The sequence below is a fragment of the Paenibacillus sp. OAE614 genome (genome assembly GCF_040546645.1).
GTDB classification, from domain to species: domain Bacteria; phylum Bacillota; class Bacilli; order Paenibacillales; family Paenibacillaceae; genus Paenibacillus_AQ; species Paenibacillus_AQ favisporus.
This window is the reverse complement of sequence record NZ_JBEPOD010000001.1, coordinates 7,110,753-7,128,171: the sequence shown is the minus strand read 5'-3', so window position 1 is coordinate 7,128,171 and position 17,419 is coordinate 7,110,753. Positions and strand designations below refer to the sequence as shown.

Below are 17,419 nucleotides of genomic sequence, written 5' to 3'. Positions count from 1 at the left end.
CACGAGGAAGGGGAAGCATTTGTGACACTGAAAGCAGAAAAAAAGAAAAAAGCGGCACATGCCAAAAAAAACCTCCCGCCTTCGGGAGGTCTCACCGGCTTCTATGATCCGGCTTCCTGCAATCTATGACTGGGCGCCGGGATTCATTCCGCAAGACGCCTCGCCTGCAGTATTCACGCATTCCGCCTGTCCCGCTGCCCCTGCGCTTCCTGGCTTCGAGCGATCCAGCATCACGCTGCCCGCGGCTAAGGCGATGCCAATGGCCACAATCACGGCCGAAGCCAGCGGCAGTCCGGACAGCCCCAGCCTGCTCTCCGCCACATACCCGCCGATAAAGGCGCCAAGCGCATTGCCGAGATTAAAGGCAGAGATGTTCAGGGTGGAGGCCAAATCCTGCGCCGAGCCGGATCGCCGCAGCACCTGGACGTTCAGCGGAGTGACCATCGCGTACGCGGCCGCTCCCCACACAAACACTGTAATGAGCGCGGGAACGATCGAAGTGCTCGTGAAATAAAAGGCGATCATCACTGCCAGCAGCAGGCCCATACTGCCCAAGAGAGCCGTATGGAGATGCCGGTCGGCCAGCTTGCCTCCAGCGGCATTCCCGATCACCGACGCCAGCCCAAACAGCAGCAGCACGATTGAAATGCGCTCCTCCGGCAGCCCCGTGATCTCCTGCAGGATCGGGGAGATATACGTAAAGGCCAAAAAGACGCCGCCAAATCCGAATACCGTCGTGAAAAGGGCCAGTACCGGGCCCGTACGCGCGACCTGCCCGAGCTGCCGGCGGATCTGAGGCCGTGTCACCTGCGGCATGTCTGGAATCTTCCACAGGATGCCCGCTCCGACGAGCAGCGTAATGATGACCAGCATCCAAAACGGAAAGCGCCAGCCGAACTGCTGTCCGAGCAGCGTGCCCAGCGGCCCGCCGATGACCGTCGCAATCGTCAGCCCCGACCCGGCCAGAGATATGGCCGTGCCTTCCCGTCCCGGAGCCGCCAGCTGGCCTGCCATGACGACGGCGGCACCGAAGAAGGCCCCCTGGGCCACGGCGCTGACGACGCGGGAGGCGATCAGCAGTCCGAAGGAAGGCGCGACAGCGCTGAGCAGGCTCCCTGCCCCGAACAGGGCCAGCATGTATAGGAGCAGACGTTTGCGGGGGACCCCGACTGTGGCAACCGTCAGCAGCGGTCCTCCCGCGACAACCCCGAGCGCATAGGCGGTGACGAGCCAGCCTGCCGTCTGAACGGTGACCTCGTACTGCCGTCCGATGTCCGGCAGCAGACCCATCGGGAGCAGCTCTGACGTACTGATCACAAAAATGCCCACCGCCAGCAGGAGGACCTGCAGGATACCGGACGGAACCCGTTTTCTTTCCCTCATGCCTGTCCCCCCTTTGCCCCGGGAGCTCCGCCCGGTCTGTCCACGATCGGCATCTGCAGCTCGGACAACACCGGGCTGGCCGGCTGGTCCGGCAGTTCCCAGTAAATCTCCCGGCTCGGTTCCTGCTCCGAAATGCCGTATCCCTGTTCCTCAAGCCAACCGGCCAGCTTGGCCGTGACCTCATAGGAACCCGCTAGGCCTGCGGAATGGGCTATACAAGCAAGCTTGGCGCCTTTCAGCTCCCTAACCCGGATCCGGCCTTGGTCCGGGAGGGGGCCCGCAACCGGAACGCCTACCTCCAGGTCCACGGCGTCTTCGCATTCGGCGCAGCTGTGCCACAGAACGATCACCCTTTGGTCCAGATTGCCCTTGTACAGCGTCTTGACGGCCTGCCGCAGCTCCCGGATCAGCCCCGGAACCTTCGATTTGGAGGTGACTTCCCGAATGGAGGCGATCCATTCAGGGCCGGTCTGTCTCACGACGACATCCAGGGGCGGCTCTCCATCCCCACTCCGGTCCAGCTCATCCAGCCGGGCCTCGATCCGGTTCAGGCGGGCCTGCTCCTCCCTCAGCATCTCGGCAATTTCGGCCGATTTATGAAGAAGCATCGCCCGCATCGGTTCCGTGCCCAAGGCTCCGTCCAGCAGCGGAATCATCTGCTCCAAGGTGAACCCCAGGTCCTTAAACACCAGAATCCGGTGAACCCGCTTCAGCTGGTCTGCCGTATAGAATCGGTATCCCGTATCCGGATCGGTATAAGACGGCTTCAACAGCCCGATCTGGTCGTAATAGCGAAGCGCTTTGGCCGATACCTGGCTAATTTTCGAAAATTCCGTAATTTTGAACATTTCCCAGCCTCCTCTCCGCTCCAGTATAAAGCTTTCCCTTAAGTGGAAAGTCAACCCCTGTGCCAGCGTCCATCGTCCCAAGAAACCATAAGCTTTTACGAAATCCAAGGCGAATGTCCATACCTTTCATGACATAAAGAATACGATAAAAAATCAACGGTCACCACACCATGCGCTGCTGTCTAAGTTACTTTCTAACGGAGGGAGACCCATCCATGTCACATCTACTGAGTCAAAGGGAAATCCGCAGCATTTCCCGGCGTTTCCGTCTGCAAACCCTTCGCTCCACGCCTATCTCATCGTTTTACCGGAAAAACGCCGTGATCCAGATCCAGACGAACCTGGGCACGTTTGCATTAAAGCCGTATAACCGGAAACCCCACCTTCGCTCAGGTCTGGCTGCCCAAATCAAAACAGCCGCAAAGTATGTTCGTCTGTTAATGAACAACGACTATGGCTTTATGCCGGACTGGCTTCCTGCCGACTCGGGAAAGCTGTGGGTCATGCGCCAGGGGCAGCCATATTATATGACGGAGTGGATTCATGGACGGCCAATGGGGACGGAGCAGGATTGTGAGCAGCTGGGCCATGCCTTGGCAAAGCTTCACACCCTCCGCTGCGGGCTGCCGCCCACACCGAAATCGGCTACGTTGGAGCAAGTTCGGCTGTGGAAAGTCAAGGATCGTTATCTGCGGAAAAACTTGGTTCAAGCAACTTCCGCGAATCCGGCGCTCCGAAGAGCCGTCGGGAAATACGGCGCGGCTTGGAAACGCTTCTCTGATGAGGCATGGTCCGAAATCCGCCATCCGGATATTTCGCGGCTTTGCGCCCAGGAAAAGGCTAATCCGGCCTTAATTCACGGCGATATCACGCCGCCGAATGTCATTATCGCAAATGACGAGCGTCTTCATATTATAGACTGGGATTTTATCAGAGTCGGCTCCACCTATGCGGATACGGCCAAGACGATCATGAATACGACCGGGTTTAATACCACATTCATGGAGGCTTTTCTTAGAGGATACGAAGGGATCCGGCCCTTAAGCCCACCGGAGCGAAGATTGGTCACGGCATTATACGGCTTGCCGAGAGAAGCCTGGTATGCCGTCCGGTTCCCACGGAGCAACAGAAGCGCCGAGATGCTGAAGACCATGGACCAGACCTGGGTGCTCAGGCGTCAGGCGATGGAATACATGAGCAGGTGGGCAAATCTATAACCAAGGGGTGATGTTTGTGACGGACTTCAGGACCGGCATTGAAGAAACCTACGGCATGAGAATCCGTGAAATCAGACGGGTGAAGGACGTGTTCCGAATTCGGACTCCTCTGGGTACTTACTGCTTGAAGGGCTACGATGTTCAAGTGGAAGAAGTCTTCTATATAGCCCGGGTCTTTGCCTGCCTGGACGAAAGGGGATTTACCCGCAGTCCAAAAGTATACCCTACAACCGCGCTTTCACCGGTCATGATCCATCAGGGCTCGGTGTACATGCTGACGAATTGGGTGCACGGAAGGCAGCCGGATTTTGGGTCAGCAGCGGATTTGAGGAAAGGTCTGCGTGCGCTGGCCAGGTTTCACGCTGCCGCCGAAGGCTTTCCTGCAGGGGAGGCTCCCGCCTCTAGGATACGTTATTTCGACTTGGAGAAAGATGTCTCGGATTATAAGGTCCTGCTTGGGTACTACGAAAATACACGCCACTTAGTCCCTCCTTGCGAAGAAGTGATCAGCCGGCTGCGAGAGCCCGCCGTTCTTGCGGCGATTACAGCGGAGCAGCAGGCATCTGCTTTTATCCATGGAGATTATAATTATCCCAACTTGATTAAAGACAAGCGGGGAAAGCTGCATCTGATTGACTTTGAAAACAGCTCACAGCATGTGCGAATGAAGGACTTAGCCCACATTCTCCACCGCAATTTCACCTGGAACGCGGGCGGAATGCTGCGCGCCGTCGAATACTACCAGCGGCACCGGCAGCTTAGCGCTCCGGATCTCTCCCTACTGCATGCACTGCTGTCTGCACCGTATCCCGTCGTCCGAAGCATCAAAATCGGCGGGATCCAGTCTGCCGCACGGGTCATCCCCTCTGCAGACCGATTCATGCAATATCAAAAAGAGCTGGGCGCATTGCTCACTTCCTCCTGAGTTCCCCGGCCATGCTCATCCTTCATCGAGATGGTGTTCCCGCCGCCGTTCAACGGAACGAAGGGAGTCTGTGGTCAGGCCTCAGTCCACCCCAGGCTCCGGATGATAGCGGTAAACCTCCAAGTCAATCCGTCCCTCGGCATCGACCTCTACCCCCTCGCCCTTCAAATACAGAATTTGCAGCATGCGCGGCTCCTCCTCCACAAGGGCGATCTCGCCTTTCGCGTTGACGACCCGGTGCCAGGGAAGACGGTGCTTCCTGCCCAAGGAATGAAGAATGCGCACGACCTGCCTTGCCGCTCTCCGGCTCCCCGCCAGCTCGGCGATTTGCCCGTAGGTCATCACGCGGCCCTCCGGTATATTTTGAATAATGTGGATGACGTTCATCGTAAAAGGCGTCATTGGCTTCTCCAACCTCCAAAACGGGATTCATGCTTAAAGCGGTCGATAATATACTTATACGCCGGCCGCTTCCGGCTCTCCGACCAAATCCAGCCAAAGTGGACCGGCTCCTGGACGAAGCCTTCGACATCCAGCATGACGAGGTTGTCGCGGAGCGGTCCGCCCAAGCTGTAAAAGGAATAATCATGCCCCACCGTCACGGCAAGACCCTCTTGCAATGCGCTCTGCACGGCTCCGCCGTTATTGGTCTTGAACAGGACCTGCACCGGTCCGAACTGGCGGGTAAATTCCTTGATGTATGCTTCGACATAATCGTCCTTATACAGCGCAAACCACTGCCCGCGGACTTCCGCAGGCGTCAGCGATTTGCGGGCGGCAAGCGGAGAGATACGAGGTACAGCAATCATCAATTTGCCTGTATACACCGCTTCGAACGCAAGACCCTCCTGACGCAGCATGCTTTCCGGCAGACCTACAAAGCCAAGGTCCACCAGATCATGCCGGATATCGCTGATAATCTCCTTGGAACCCTTCTCCGATATTTCAAATTGAAGCCCGGGATGCTCACTGCGCAGCAGGGAAATAACCTTGACCAGCGCGGCCATTTCAGCGGGCATCGTGGCCAGCCGCAGCTCGCCGTTCAGCATTTGCGTCCGGTGCTCCGCTTCCAGCCGAATCTCCTGGATCATTTTGGCCGCTTCCGTCATCTTCTTGATGAGGCTCTGGCCTTCGGCCGTCGGAAACGTGCCCAGCCGGGAGCGCTTGAACAGTTTCAGACCCAGCTCATGCTCCAGGCTCGTGATCGCCTGGCTGATCGCCGATTGGGTAATATGCAGATTTCCCGCTGCCTCGGCAAGCGAGTTCACGCGGGCAACCTCCACCACATAAGACAGCTGATCGATATTCAACGAGCATATCTCCTTCTTCATATAAGTCTAGCTTAAGTTAAGGTAACCACAATTAAATTTATTTAAACATAATCCGAGAGTACAATAAAGAGGTAAGATCCCCTTGTCCGGCTTATGGCAAGGGAGAATCCCATCATCCACTTCTTGGACAAGGAGAGATATAGATATGAAAGCAGCCGTTTGGCATGGAACGAAAGACGTACGAATCGAAAACGTCGAGGAACCCGTCGTGAATCCCGGACAAGTGAAGGTCAAGGTGGAATGGACAGGCATCTGCGGCAGCGACCTGCATGCGTACCATCACGGTATCGGCGTACAGACCGGAGTGCCGCATCCGATCTCCGGAGAAATGGCACCGCTTACGCTGGGGCATGAATTCGCGGGTACGGTTGCCGAGGTCGGCGATGGCGTGACGAACGTCAGCGTGGGCGACCGGGTCACGATTGAGCCGCTGATCTACTGCGGCGAATGCGAATACTGCCGCCAGGGCCGGTATAACCAGTGCGAACGCTTCGGGTTCATCGGCCTGAACGCTAACGGCGGCTTTGCCGAATACGCCATCGTGCAGCCGTATATGGTGCATAAGCTGCCCGATCACGTGTCGCTGGAGGAAGGCGCGCTGGTGGAGCCTACCGCTGTTGCCTTCCACGCCGTGCGCAGCAGCCACATGAAGGTCGGCGACAAGGTGGCCGTGTTCGGTGTCGGGCCGATTGGTCTCCTTACCATTTTGTCCGCCAAGGCCGCCGGCGCAGCCCAAATCATCGCGGTGGACGTCTCGGATGAGCGGCTGGCAAAGGCTCAGGAGATCGGTGCGACGGCGATCATTAACGGGGCCCGCCAGAACACCGAGGAGGAAATCCTCGCATTGACCGGCACCGGCGTGGACGTGGCCTTTGAAGCGGCTGGCGCCCAGCCGACGTTCACCAACGCCGTGAACACGGTCAAGAAGGGCGGCGAGGTTGTCGTGATCGCAGCGTTCGCCAAACCGGCCAGCATTGATCTGATGCAGCTGATGGTGAAGGAAGCGAGCGTTACCGCCATCCTGGCCTACCGCCACATTTTCCCTGAGATTATTTCATTGATCGCAAACGGTACACTGGACGTCAAGCAGGTGATCACGAAGAAAATTGCGCTGGACAACCTCATTGAGGAAGGCTTCGAGCTACTGATCCAGGACAAAAGCCAGGCTAAAATTTTGACCAAAATCCAGCCGTAACAGCAGGCCGGAAATCAACGATTGCTTTTCACAAGCACAACATCAACAAGGCCGCCTCTAAAGAGGCGGCCTTGTTTGGGCTGGAGCGATTATACAAATCGTTACTTCACCGGAATCCAAATTTCCGAATACAGGTCCGGACTGGAAGGATCCTCGTCTGTATAAACCTCAAGCTCGGCGGTGCCGGTATACTCGTACCCGCTGGACGGAAACCATTCGGAGAAAATCCGCTTCCAGGCGCTCTGCATCGCGTCCGGCATCGGGCCGAGCACTTCGAACACGACCCATTTGGATGCCGGGATGTCCAGCTTCTCCAAGCCTTCCGGCACCTCCTGATCGCATTCGGTCGCAATCCAGTAGTCCATCTCCTTCGATCTCACCGCGCTTTGATCAACGCATACGCCGAGCACACCCTTGATCTGCCCGCTGTTCGCGCGGAACAACAGATCGTTGACCCCGTTCTGGTGGACCTCCTGCCACATCTTCGGAATCCCCTCGAGGTTCTGGCCATTTTCATAGGAGAAGGCCCGCTTGACTCCAACAACCTGGAAAGCTTCTCTCTCCACGATATGATATTTCACCGGTTCGGCTCCTTTCAGACTCACCTGAATGACCAGGCGGTTATAAAATTTCAGCTTCCCGATCCCTTTCCGCGCCTCCGTCGGGGTAACGCCGTGCTGCTTGCGAAAAGCTTTCGAGAACGCCTCGGGAGTGTCGTACCCGTATTTGCAGGCAAGGTCGATAATTTTGGTATCCGTTCCCGTCAGCTCCTTTGCCGCGAGAGACAGCCGCCTGCGCCGAAGATAATCGCCGATCGTAATATCCGTTAGCAGCGTAAAGGTCCGCTGAAAGTGAAACGGCGACGAATGCGCCTGCTTCGCGATCTCCTCGATGGTAATGTCCTCGGAGAGGTGGTCCTCCATATAATCGATTGCCCGCTGCAGCGATTCTACCCATGCCATATATCCGATCACTCCTCGTATGTCATCATAACCCCGTCATTCGCCAAAATCCTGTCATTCCGTGCTATTGCCGAACAGGTTGTCCGTTACATCCATCCGTTAAACTTAAGTATACAACAGGAACACGGGGGTACAGCACTCCGTTTGGCGAAGACAGCACAAATCAAGAAGGCCGGCTGTTTGGGAACTCCGCATAGAACGTTAAATAAGCCCGAAACGCGAAGGTTCCGGGCTGCCAGTGGAAATGGAATGATCCTTACTTATGCCGTGCAGCGTGTTTATTTTCCCCATTTTAGGAACATGGCCAGTTTGCAGCAAGGGTCGGTCTCCACTAACGGGTCGACGGTAATCCCGATTCCGCTCGGAGAAAACTCGGACGAAATCTTCGACCTGCTGCTGATCGACTTCATCAGCCGGTCTACCTCCTGCTTGTTGCCGGCTTGGGCCGCTGTCATCACCTGAACGGCAAAGGCATGGTCCGACAGCCTGTTGAGAATTTTGTAGCCCTCCTCCATCAGCGAATAATATCCCTGAATGGACTGGTTGAGGGTATCGGTCTTGATCTGGGGGTATTCACGAATCCATGAATAGTAATAGGGCCGCGGGTAATAATGGGGGCACCATCCACCGTACGAGGGATAACTCATGGCGTGATCTCCTTTCTGTAGGCACCGGTCGGTCCATTATATGCCGCGGCTGGGCAATGGTGAGAGGCGCCTAACCAAAGCGCTTGGTTTTATACCATTTGCTCTGCCTGCCCGTCACTTTATCGACGATCATCGACCAGAAGGCCAGCAGCGAAATGACCAGAAACAGCTGGGCATACGTAAAGTAAGACACACAGGACAGGATGAAGTTCCTAACGTTGCTCTGTCCGATATCGGTGGCCAGTGCCAGGTTGATCTGAAGAACATAAATGTAGTACATCAGAGCCCAGGCGATGACCAGATACACATACAGGTCACTGCTGAATTGGAACGGAGATACCGTGTCCGGGTGAAAGAGCGCAATGATCTGGTACACGAGGTTAACGATAAAAATGAGGTCGGAAACGATAATCGCCACCATGAACCAAAAATAACTTGCGGCATAATAAAGCACGTGCAGCTTGATCCGCCAACTGCTCCGATTAAACAGCTGGTGGATATTGTCCACGACCACCCTGTAATTGCCTTTGGCCCAGCGCTGGCGCTGCTTCATGTAGACGTCGAGCCTTTCCGGCTCCTGCTGATAAGCTTCAGCCTGCGGTGCGAGCGCGATCAGCTGGCCGCGGCCCAAAATTTCGAAGGACACCGCCGTGTCTTCCGTGATGGCGTGCTCATCCCATCCTCCGATATTCTCCATAAGCGAACGTTTGACGATAAAATTGGTCCCGGGGATCGTTCCCAGACCGAACAGCTCCCACAGACCGGTATGATGCACCCGTTGAATCGTGATCAGCTCCAGGTTGACGAATTGCGACAGCAGGTTCTGCCCGCGGTTACGCGCTTTGTTGCGTCCGAACACCGCACCGTAGCGCTCTGGCTGCTCCATGGCTTTCTGGATCAGAAAGTAGAGGGCGTTGTGCTCGGGTGCGGCATCGGCGTCATAAACGCAAATCCAATCGCCGGTGGCTTCCTTCAGCGCATCATTCAGAGCTCCGGATTTCCCGCCGGTGCCGGTTCTTTCCAAAATGAGCAGGTCCCTGTCTTTATAGCTGGTTCTGGCCTTCAGTGCCTTCAGCTTGTCCGCGGTGCGGTCGGTGCAGTTATCGGCGATCACGATGATCTGGACCTTGTCCGGGGGATAGTACAGCTGCAGAATATGCTCCACCGTCGCGGTAATGACCAACTCTTCATTATGGGCGGGGACCATCACCGTCACGGTCGGAAAATCGTCCAATTGCCCGCTACGCACCAGAGCCCTCCGGTTCTGCCTGTACACAAACCGGATCGCCCCGGACATGATGACAATCGACTCCAGCACGGCGATCCAGATCGATACGATCGACAGGAGCAGGATGACGTCAGCCACTGAAATTCCCCCGATCGTATTTTTTCTTGACTTTGGCCCGGAACATCAGCGTAGCGATTGTCAGCACCAGCACCACTGCGGCAAAAAGGATGCTGACGCCGATACATACAGGTATAAACCACTGGGCATACGACATGCGGGCGCCCCTCCTTTCTCCTTATACATACTCACCGATCAGATCGGTCTCCGTATTGCGCTCCAATGCGGCAATGACCGCATCGATATGTTCATATTCGCTGAACTGCTCCGGCTGGAACACGAGCGCCCCCGTGCGGACGACGAGCTTCAGCGGGCTCCCGCTCCGGTCGACGGCTTCAACATTCATCATAGCCTGCTTAATCCGGGCAGTGAGCTGCTGCAAATGCTCCTGATTCGTCATCGGATACAAGACCACAAAGCGCCCTTGGTCGATGAAAAATTTATAATCCTCGTAGCGGATCTGCTTCTGGATCGTGTGCGATAACTCGAGCAGCAGCCGGGCGTACCGTCTGGAACCGAGCGACTCTTTGACGAGCGGCAAAAATTCGATTTTAAACATCGCCATACAGAAGTCGTAACGCTGCGGATAACGCTTGGCGAGATTGGAGTGTTTGATGACGGCATCCTCCAGGGACAGCTTGTTCCCGAGGGACGTATCGAGGTCCAGCTGCGGGCTCATGTCCTTCAAATCCTCCAGCCGCTCGATCAGTCTCCGGTTGCGGATCAACCCGGAATGAATCACGGAGGCCAGAATCATGTTGGCGGGAACGAGCAGCAGCCAGGAGAAAGATAAGATATCCACATGTGCATAAGTGTTCAGCCACACAAAATAACTCACAAGATAAAAGAAGACGGCCACCGCCGTGACGCCGACCGGCATAAAGAAGCCGATCAGCAGCGCAGCCAATGTCCCCAGACTGAACAGCAGCTCCTGAGTGGTATAAACTTGATCTGCATATACCTTGATAAAAATAAGCAGCTCCTGAATCATGATGACAAACACAAGGATGAGATAGCCTGCTTCAATGCGTCGTGTCGGCGTTTGGTCTTTCATCGGCATCCTTCCTTTACAGCAGCTGCAGCAGCCAGAATTGGAATCAATTTCTAATTATTACCCCATTTACAGGCGATGTCACAAAAAAATACCCCCGCAAAGCGGCGGCTTTTTACTCAGCTGCCTTGGGACTCTGCGAGGGATTGAACTTCATATTTTTTTAAGTACATGAAAAAATCATTCCGATGAAGAGAATGCAGACCTGTTAAAGATCGTCCTTCCAAATGACCCGGTCCCCATAATGACTGCCCCAGTCGTACATCATCTTCAGCACCGGCATCAGCGAGCGGCCGTATTCGGTCAGCGAATACTCCACCCGGGGAGGGACCTCCGGATATACCTTCCGTGAAATCAGCTGATCGTCTTCCAGCTCCCGAAGCTGGTTGGTCAGCATTTTTTGGGTCACATTGGGGATCAGCTTCTTCAGCTCGCCAAACCGCTTCGTCCCCTCAAGCCCCAGATGCCACAATATAATCAACTTCCATTTGCCGCTGATCACGGCAAGGGTCAGTTCCTTCGCGCAATTGATTTCTTTTAAATTGATACGGTCTTTAATTTCCGTTGCCACGCTGCCACCTCCTTCTTATAGGATACTACACGATTCGCTTTTTCGCTTGATGCAAAAAAGAACCATCCCTCGGTCTGCGACCTCCGGGATGGCTCCTGTTTGGATTGGTATCTTTTTCAGGTGAAGCTTTACTCCAGGTTGGCGTGTCTGCCGAACATCTGGGAGGAATCTTGATCCCGCTGCTCCATCAAGCGGAGAACGACGGCATCGTACAAAATGATCAAGGTTTGCTCAAACAGCGATCCCATCGGCTGAATAGTCGCCTTTTCCCCGTTGCCTGCTGCCTGCTGTTCCTTGGGCGTGCCCGGGAGACGGACCGGGAGATCAGACAACCGGCCCAGCGTGGAATCCGGGTGAATGGTTGCGGTGACGACCGCTGCTCCGATATCCTTGGCTTTTTTGGCCATTGTGACCAAGCTTTGCGTCTCGCCTGAACCGGATCCGATGACAAGCAGGTCCCCCGGGCCGATTCCCGGTGTCACCGTTTCGCCGACCACATATGCGGTAATTCCGAGATGCATTAACCGCATGGCCAGCGCCCGGCCCATCAGGCCCGACCTGCCGGCTCCGGCCACAAATACATTTCCGGCTTCAAGAATCATGTCAGCCAACTGGTCCGCTTCTCCATCCGAGATGCGGGCAATCGATCGCTGCAGCTCCTTCGTAATTTCGAGAGCATAATCGGCCGTGTTCATCTTAGACCTGACTGACCAGCTGCTTCATCTGCGATGCCGCAGCCCGCTTGTCATCCTGACCGGTGATTCCCCCGCCCACAATAACCAGATCCGGGCCGGCCGCAATCACCTGAGGCAGCGTACTCAGCTTGATCCCGCCGGCAATGGCCGTTTTGGCGCGGTTCACCACCCGTTTGATCGTCAGCAGATCTTCAAAGGAGCTGATGCCTGCAGCCTGATGATCGTACCCTGAATGCACGCAGATATAATCCACGCCCATTTGGTCAATTTCCTTGGCGCGCTGTTCAATATCCTTCACATTGATCATATCGACCATGACTTTTGTGTTTTGCTTTCTAGCTTCTTCCACGGCCCCGCGGATGGTGGAATCGTCTGAGACGCCGAGCACAGTAATAATGCTCGCCCCGGCCTCGGATGCCTTCATGACTTCGTATCCGCCGGCGTCCATGATTTTCAGGTCTGCCAGCACGCGCAGGGAAGGGAAGGCTTTTTTCAGTTCTTTCACCGCCCGAAGCCCCTCATTGATGACGATCGGCGTTCCGATTTCCAAGATGTCTATATATTCAGCAACCTCGTTTACGATTTCCTTGGCTCCGGGAATATCGACAAGATCAAGTGCCAGTTGAAGTTCCATAGTGCGTTTGTCTCCTTTATGATCGATTTGGTTCGTGAACCACAACCCCATTGTAGTGGCTCTATTTCGCTTGCGTAAGTAGGCACTTTATCGTAATGAAGTTACCTCGGCGTAACTATTGGAAGTCCAAGAGCACAAAAAAGGCCCCCTTTAGGGGACCTTCACGACCAAAAGTGTACGGCATCATGCTGGCCGGAGCAGGGCTTCTACTGCTCCTTTTTCCCGCCGTACCGCACGGCATTATACCGCTCGATGAGCGTATGAACCGCTTCCGGCGCCATGCCGGTGAAGCTCTCTCCCGCCGCAAGCTCGGCGCCGTTCTCCGCAGGCGTCCGGCTCGCCCGGAACGCGAATCCTTTCTTGACCGCACGGCGGATCAGGCTCTCGTAAGCCTGACGCGGGTCGCTGCCGCTGATATCCTGCTCCTTGCGGAAGCGGCGGAATCGGCGGGGCTTCGCGGCAACGCGGTCGATTCGCTCGACCTCATCCACAAAGTCCGCCGCCTCCTCGGAAATGTGCCGGATCTGGCGCAGCAGCCCGAGCCGGTAAGCGAGGCGCCGGACCCAGCTTCGGATGCGCTCCGGAAGCCAGCGTCGGAACAGCTTATAAAGCAGCATCCCCAGCAAAACAAGCGCAGCCAGGCAAAGAATGCCCAGGACGACATAGCCTATGACTTTCAGCCACATCGGGTGCTGCACCGGACCCTGATCCATTCCGGACAGATCGGGCATCATCGGATCGGCCGGTGCTTGCGGAGGCTGTTCCACAGACTGTCCGTCTCCTCCCAAGCCTTGGAGGAGAGACCGGAGGCCGTCCCGCAGGAAGAGGAAGATCGCACCAAGGCCCTTCCATCCGCTGAGCAGGGCGATAACGGCAATGACGATCCACGTCATCGAGCGGTTTGCTGTCAGAATCCGGCCGAACAGCTGACGGTCGGCCTGCTCGGCATGCGAGGCGTCCCGGACCCGCTCGCCGTTCATGCGCAGCAGGAGGGCGAACAGCGTAATCATCGCCATCACGTACAGCGACGTGCGGTGCGGATGAAGAGCGCTGACCTGGCCGGCCGTAATGTAGAGCACAAGCGAGGCGCCAAGGCCGATCAGCGGCAGCCGCTGCACCGCTGTCTTCCACCACTGCTTGCGCCCGGCGATCAGCCCGCGGATGGCAGCCGCCAGCAGAGCCACAGCGGCCAGCGCCGCGGCGAGCCGCAGCCCGAACACGGCCAGGGGCAGCAGGACTGCGGCCGCCAGCGGGATCGGCGTCCACAGGCGGCCGCCCCCGCTGCTGCGGGACTGCTCCCGGCCGGCCAGCACGCCTGCAGCGTGAACAACCCCCGCGAGCAGCCAGATGAGCAGCGGATGGAGCGGCAGCGCATATGCCGCAAGCAGCACGGCCACAGGGTACAGCGAGGCGGACTCTAGCAGCGAGAAGTATAATGCTTCCCCGGCTCCCCGGTAACGGGCTTGCGCTTGCTGACGTATCATACCGCCGCCTCCCTCGCATCCGGCCATTCCGCAACCGATACGCGGTGACCTTTGTTCTCGAGTCCGTGGATGCTCTCCCGGACCGCTTCCGACAGATGGGCCGTTATGAGCAGATAGTCGACCGTCTCTTCCGACTCGCGCTCCGCTTCAAGACGCAGCATTTCGTGGAATGACATCCGCGTCTTCATATCCACACCGGCCATCGCCTCCAGAACGTTCTCCAAATGGGCCGTGCCGTAATCCGGATCGAGCCGGAGCATGGCCTGGCTCTCCGGATTAACCGACGCATTATGGGTGAAACCGGCGGCCATACCCTGGTGGATCAGCGAAGCCGCACAGGTGGCCGCATAGGACAGCGCATCCTCGACCATCTCCGGCCGGGTCACCACGTTCCACATCTGCTCGGACACCTCGATGTTCAGGCAGATCATGACCCGCGGATCGGCGGTATAGCCGTGCTTGTGCACCTGAAGCTCGCCCGTTCTGGCGGTGGCTTTCCAGTGAATCCGGTTCATCGGATCTCCTGCGGCGTATTCCCGGATTCCGGTAATGAGGAATGGATCCTCAACGACCCAGCGCCGCACCGCGAGCTCCCCCTGCCAGGTCTTCCAGGAGGAAGGCAGCCGGTCATCGCCCAGCAGCTCCGGGTAAACGACAAGCCGTTTGCTGAGCGTAATTTGCCGTGACGGGGTGTAGACCGCAAACAGGTCCCCGCCGGTCATCGTGGCCGAGTCCATCCGATAGATTCCCCGGCGGGTACACTGGATTTGATGCGTCCGGGTAATCCGGGTCCGGGGACGGAGCATAAATAAACTCGTATGATTCTGATAAATATTCCCCTCGCTGATCGAGGTTTCCCGGCTGCGCTTAAACATCAGGGACGAGGGAAGCATCGCTTCCAGGCGCAGCCAGGGCACCGGAAACATTTTGCCGTTTTCGATCACCTCGACCATTTCAATCCGGTCCCCCACGTAACAGGTTTCCGTGCTGAAATGGCGCTCGTACGTCAGTTTCCGCAGCGATCCCCTGCCCAGGACCAGGCCCTGCAGCACCAACACGCCGCCGCAGGCCAGAAGCAGCCACAGCATCGCCATTATCTCACGCCGCTTTCCAGTCCCGCTTCACTGGGAACTGCGATGTGATCCAGCACCTCAAGCAGAATGCGCCGGGCGGCCTCATGCTGCCCGCCGTAGCGCTTCTTAAGCACCAGTCTGTGAGCGCAGACCGGCACCAGCAGATGCTTAATGTCATCGGGGAGTACGTACTCCCGTCCATTTAACGCAGCATAAGCCTGCGCCGCGCGCAGCAGCGCCTGGGTTCCACGGGGGCTGATGCCAAGAGCCACTTCCGCATGGACGCGGGTCGCTTCGGCCAGAGATACGATGTATCCCATCAAGTCCTCGCTCACGTTCACCTGCGTGCACAGCTGCTGGGCTTCGAGCACCTCGTCGGCTGTTGCCGTGCGCTCGGCCCGCTCTGCGGTTAAGCCGGCCGGTCCCTGCGTCCGCTTCAAGATCTCCTTCCCTTCCGCTGCGGATGGGTACCCCAGCTTCATGCGGATCATAAAGCGGTCCATCTGGGCCTCGGGCAGCGGAAAAGTGCCCTGGTTGTCCACCGGGTTCTGGGTGGCCAGCACCATAAATGGCCGCTCCAGCGCCATCGTCTGCCCATCAATGCTGACCTGCCGCTCCTCCATACACTCCAGCAGGCTGGACTGGGTTCTGGGCGTGGCCCGGTTAATTTCATCCGCAAGCACGATCCGCGAGAACAGCGGACCCGGGCGAAACTGAAACTCGCCGTCCTTCTGGTTGTAGAAATGGATGCCCGTCAAATCCGACGGCAGCAGATCGGGGGTAAACTGAATCCGTTGAAAGCTGAGCGACAGGGACGCCGCCAAACTTTTAGCAAGCAGCGTTTTACCGGTCCCCGGCACATCCTCCAGCAGCACATGTCCTGACGCCAGCAAGGCCGTTAGCAGCAGCTCCACTTCTTCCTCTTTGCCGACAATGACTCTCCCGATATTCTCTTTCAGTTTCACAGCCAACTCGCGAACTTGATTCACCTGCATTGCATTCCCATCCTCTCCTGTATGACTGCCCGCGCTTTAGGCAAAGCAATCTACGGTTTATGATTAAAGCGTTTACAAGTGTCTTTGATACCCCCGGCAGACTGGACCTTTACGCCGGGAACAGTTCAGCTACAGATCTTCCGGCAGGCCGTTCTCTATGACCGGACGGTTTTGCTATATTTTATCACCGACAGAAGCATTAATCACCTATCCGGTGTAAAATCCGGCTAAATCGATTGAATTAACGTCTTGCATTGATCTACCTGTTATAACAGTCTAATAGAGGCTTAAAACATTCATTTCTTTAGTTCATCCTATATAAAACGCCCTATTTTTTGCCCCTACGAGACAGTTGTCCCTCACAAGATCCGGCAAACATCACTAGGATAAACCATACCACAGACAAAGGATGGTTGATATGAGGAGGTATCTTAAAAGCCACGGCTGCGGTCATGCCCGCCGGCATATGGCAAGACGACTGAAGAGGCACTCTCGTTCACGGTCACAGGGCAAGCTCATCGTCAGCATCGTCCGGGGCGAAAAACGGCTGACGACCAAAGTTCCGCTCCGCAGGTTCGATAAGTTCGTATTTGTCATTAACGATCAATTCACCAACGCCCCGAATACGACGCAGATCGCCAGCGGCGCAGGTCACAGCAGCGCGTCGGGAAGCAACGCGGCCATCGGTTCCCCGAATACGGACCAGCAGGTCAGCGTCGGAGCCGGAGGCACCGCCGATAACATCAGCATCCTCCGCGAGCCCGCCCACGCCTGCCGCGGTAAACGGAAACGCTCGCACCGCCGGAAGAAGGAAGCCATCTTCGTTCTGAATCACCAGCGGGTTCAAATGCCGGAGGGAAGCGAGGAGGCTGCCGCCACCCAAATTGCCAGCGGCTCCGGCACACACAGCACGAGCGGCACCAATTCCACCATCGACAGCCCTTGCACCAGACAGCAGGACTCGGTCGGCGGCGGACCTGGCGCTAGCGGCACGAACAAGTTTGTAAGGAAGAAAAAACGGAGTCACCATATCCGCCGGCATTATTAAGAAAACAGATCAAAT

Annotated in this window: 19 protein-coding genes; 4 read left to right on the top strand and 15 right to left on the bottom strand. The window is 56.6% G+C overall.

Translation table 11 applies throughout. The features are described 5' to 3' along the window. Positions 1 to 123: 123 nt before the first annotated feature. Both ABIE48_RS32660 and ABIE48_RS32655 read right to left on the bottom strand, forming a co-directional pair. On the bottom strand, positions 124 to 1,383 hold the full coding sequence (locus ABIE48_RS32660) for an MFS transporter (RefSeq protein ID WP_192716802.1): 1,260 nt from the start codon (positions 1,381 to 1,383) through the stop codon (positions 124 to 126). Continuing rightward, positions 1,380 to 2,231 (bottom strand): MerR family transcriptional regulator, encoded by an 852-nt coding sequence (locus ABIE48_RS32655; RefSeq protein ID WP_192716803.1) that lies wholly within the window; start codon positions 2,229 to 2,231, stop codon positions 1,380 to 1,382. Before ABIE48_RS32655 ends, ABIE48_RS32660 begins: the two co-directional genes overlap by 4 nt. A 215-nt stretch (positions 2,232 to 2,446) precedes the next feature. Between ABIE48_RS32655 and ABIE48_RS32650 the strand changes: the two genes are divergently transcribed. Together ABIE48_RS32650 and ABIE48_RS32645 are read left to right on the top strand one after the other, a co-directional pair. Continuing rightward, entirely contained in the window at positions 2,447 to 3,448 is a 1,002-nt protein-coding gene (locus ABIE48_RS32650; protein WP_192716804.1) for a phosphotransferase, read from the top strand. Between the two features lie 16 nt (positions 3,449 to 3,464). Next, positions 3,465 to 4,373 carry a phosphotransferase gene (locus tag ABIE48_RS32645; RefSeq protein ID WP_354520437.1) on the top strand — a complete coding sequence of 303 codons (909 nt, stop codon included), beginning with the start codon at positions 3,465 to 3,467 and terminating at the stop codon, positions 4,371 to 4,373. 81 nt (positions 4,374 to 4,454) lie between these two features. Here ABIE48_RS32645 and ABIE48_RS32640 read toward each other — a convergent pair whose 3' ends face one another. After that, positions 4,455 to 4,775, bottom strand: a complete 321-nt coding sequence (locus ABIE48_RS32640; RefSeq protein WP_192716806.1) for an MGMT family protein — start codon at positions 4,773 to 4,775, stop codon at positions 4,455 to 4,457. Next, complete coding sequence (locus tag ABIE48_RS32635; protein WP_192716807.1) at positions 4,772 to 5,683, bottom strand: LysR family transcriptional regulator; 912 nt, start codon at positions 5,681 to 5,683, stop codon at positions 4,772 to 4,774. Before ABIE48_RS32635 ends, ABIE48_RS32640 begins: the two co-directional genes overlap by 4 nt. 166 nt (positions 5,684 to 5,849) lie before the next feature. Between ABIE48_RS32635 and ABIE48_RS32630 the strand changes: the two genes are divergently transcribed. Beyond that, positions 5,850 to 6,899 (top strand): 2,3-butanediol dehydrogenase, encoded by a 1,050-nt coding sequence (locus ABIE48_RS32630; protein ID WP_192716808.1) that lies wholly within the window; start codon positions 5,850 to 5,852, stop codon positions 6,897 to 6,899. A gap of 101 nt (positions 6,900 to 7,000) precedes the next feature. On the opposite strand, the gene ABIE48_RS32625 is transcribed toward ABIE48_RS32630, so the two are convergent. The 11 genes from ABIE48_RS32625 to ABIE48_RS32575 form a co-directional block, all read right to left on the bottom strand. Next, complete coding sequence (locus ABIE48_RS32625; protein WP_192716809.1) at positions 7,001 to 7,861, bottom strand: effector binding domain-containing protein; 861 nt, start codon at positions 7,859 to 7,861, stop codon at positions 7,001 to 7,003. A 278-nt stretch (positions 7,862 to 8,139) separates the two neighbouring features. Beyond that, positions 8,140 to 8,508, bottom strand: coding sequence for a YuzC family spore coat inner layer protein (locus ABIE48_RS32620; RefSeq protein ID WP_084203961.1), 369 nt, complete (start codon positions 8,506 to 8,508; stop codon positions 8,140 to 8,142). A 70-nt stretch (positions 8,509 to 8,578) separates the two neighbouring features. Continuing rightward, positions 8,579 to 9,874 carry a glycosyltransferase family 2 protein gene (locus ABIE48_RS32615; RefSeq protein WP_192716810.1) on the bottom strand — a complete coding sequence of 432 codons (1,296 nt, stop codon included), beginning with the start codon at positions 9,872 to 9,874 and terminating at the stop codon, positions 8,579 to 8,581. Then, the gene (locus tag ABIE48_RS32610) at positions 9,867 to 10,010 is read right to left on the bottom strand and encodes a hypothetical protein (protein ID WP_192716811.1); all 144 of its coding nucleotides are present in this window, start codon (positions 10,008 to 10,010) and stop codon (positions 9,867 to 9,869) included. The genes ABIE48_RS32615 and ABIE48_RS32610 overlap by 8 nt, the downstream gene beginning before the upstream one ends. 21 nt (positions 10,011 to 10,031) lie before the next feature. After that, the gene (locus ABIE48_RS32605; protein ID WP_192716812.1) at positions 10,032 to 10,907 is read right to left on the bottom strand and encodes a diguanylate cyclase domain-containing protein; all 876 of its coding nucleotides are present in this window, start codon (positions 10,905 to 10,907) and stop codon (positions 10,032 to 10,034) included. A gap of 205 nt (positions 10,908 to 11,112) precedes the next feature. Further along, positions 11,113 to 11,475, bottom strand: coding sequence for a winged helix-turn-helix transcriptional regulator (locus ABIE48_RS32600; protein WP_192716813.1), 363 nt, complete (start codon positions 11,473 to 11,475; stop codon positions 11,113 to 11,115). Between the two features lie 128 nt (positions 11,476 to 11,603). After that, positions 11,604 to 12,170 (bottom strand): 6-phospho-3-hexuloisomerase, encoded by a 567-nt coding sequence (gene hxlB, locus ABIE48_RS32595; protein WP_192716814.1) that lies wholly within the window; start codon positions 12,168 to 12,170, stop codon positions 11,604 to 11,606. A gap of 1 nt (position 12,171) precedes the next feature. Next, a complete protein-coding gene (gene hxlA, locus ABIE48_RS32590) occupies positions 12,172 to 12,804 on the bottom strand; it encodes a 3-hexulose-6-phosphate synthase (RefSeq protein WP_192716815.1) in 633 nt (210 codons plus the stop codon). Positions 12,805 to 13,010: 206 nt separating this feature from the next. Then, positions 13,011 to 14,288, bottom strand: coding sequence for a DUF4129 domain-containing protein (locus tag ABIE48_RS32585; RefSeq protein ID WP_192716816.1), 1,278 nt, complete (start codon positions 14,286 to 14,288; stop codon positions 13,011 to 13,013). Next, entirely contained in the window at positions 14,285 to 15,376 is a 1,092-nt protein-coding gene (locus ABIE48_RS32580) for a DUF58 domain-containing protein (protein ID WP_260869497.1), read from the bottom strand. The genes ABIE48_RS32585 and ABIE48_RS32580 overlap by 4 nt, the downstream gene beginning before the upstream one ends. 5 nt (positions 15,377 to 15,381) lie before the next feature. Then, positions 15,382 to 16,356, bottom strand: coding sequence for an AAA family ATPase (locus ABIE48_RS32575; RefSeq protein WP_192716817.1), 975 nt, complete (start codon positions 16,354 to 16,356; stop codon positions 15,382 to 15,384). A 418-nt stretch (positions 16,357 to 16,774) separates the two neighbouring features. On the opposite strand from ABIE48_RS32575, the gene ABIE48_RS32570 reads away from it, so the two are divergent. Further along, positions 16,775 to 17,404: a hypothetical protein gene (locus ABIE48_RS32570; RefSeq protein WP_260869496.1), complete on the top strand. Its 630-nt coding sequence runs from the start codon at positions 16,775 to 16,777 to the stop codon at positions 17,402 to 17,404. The last annotated feature ends 15 nt before the right edge of the window (positions 17,405 to 17,419 follow it).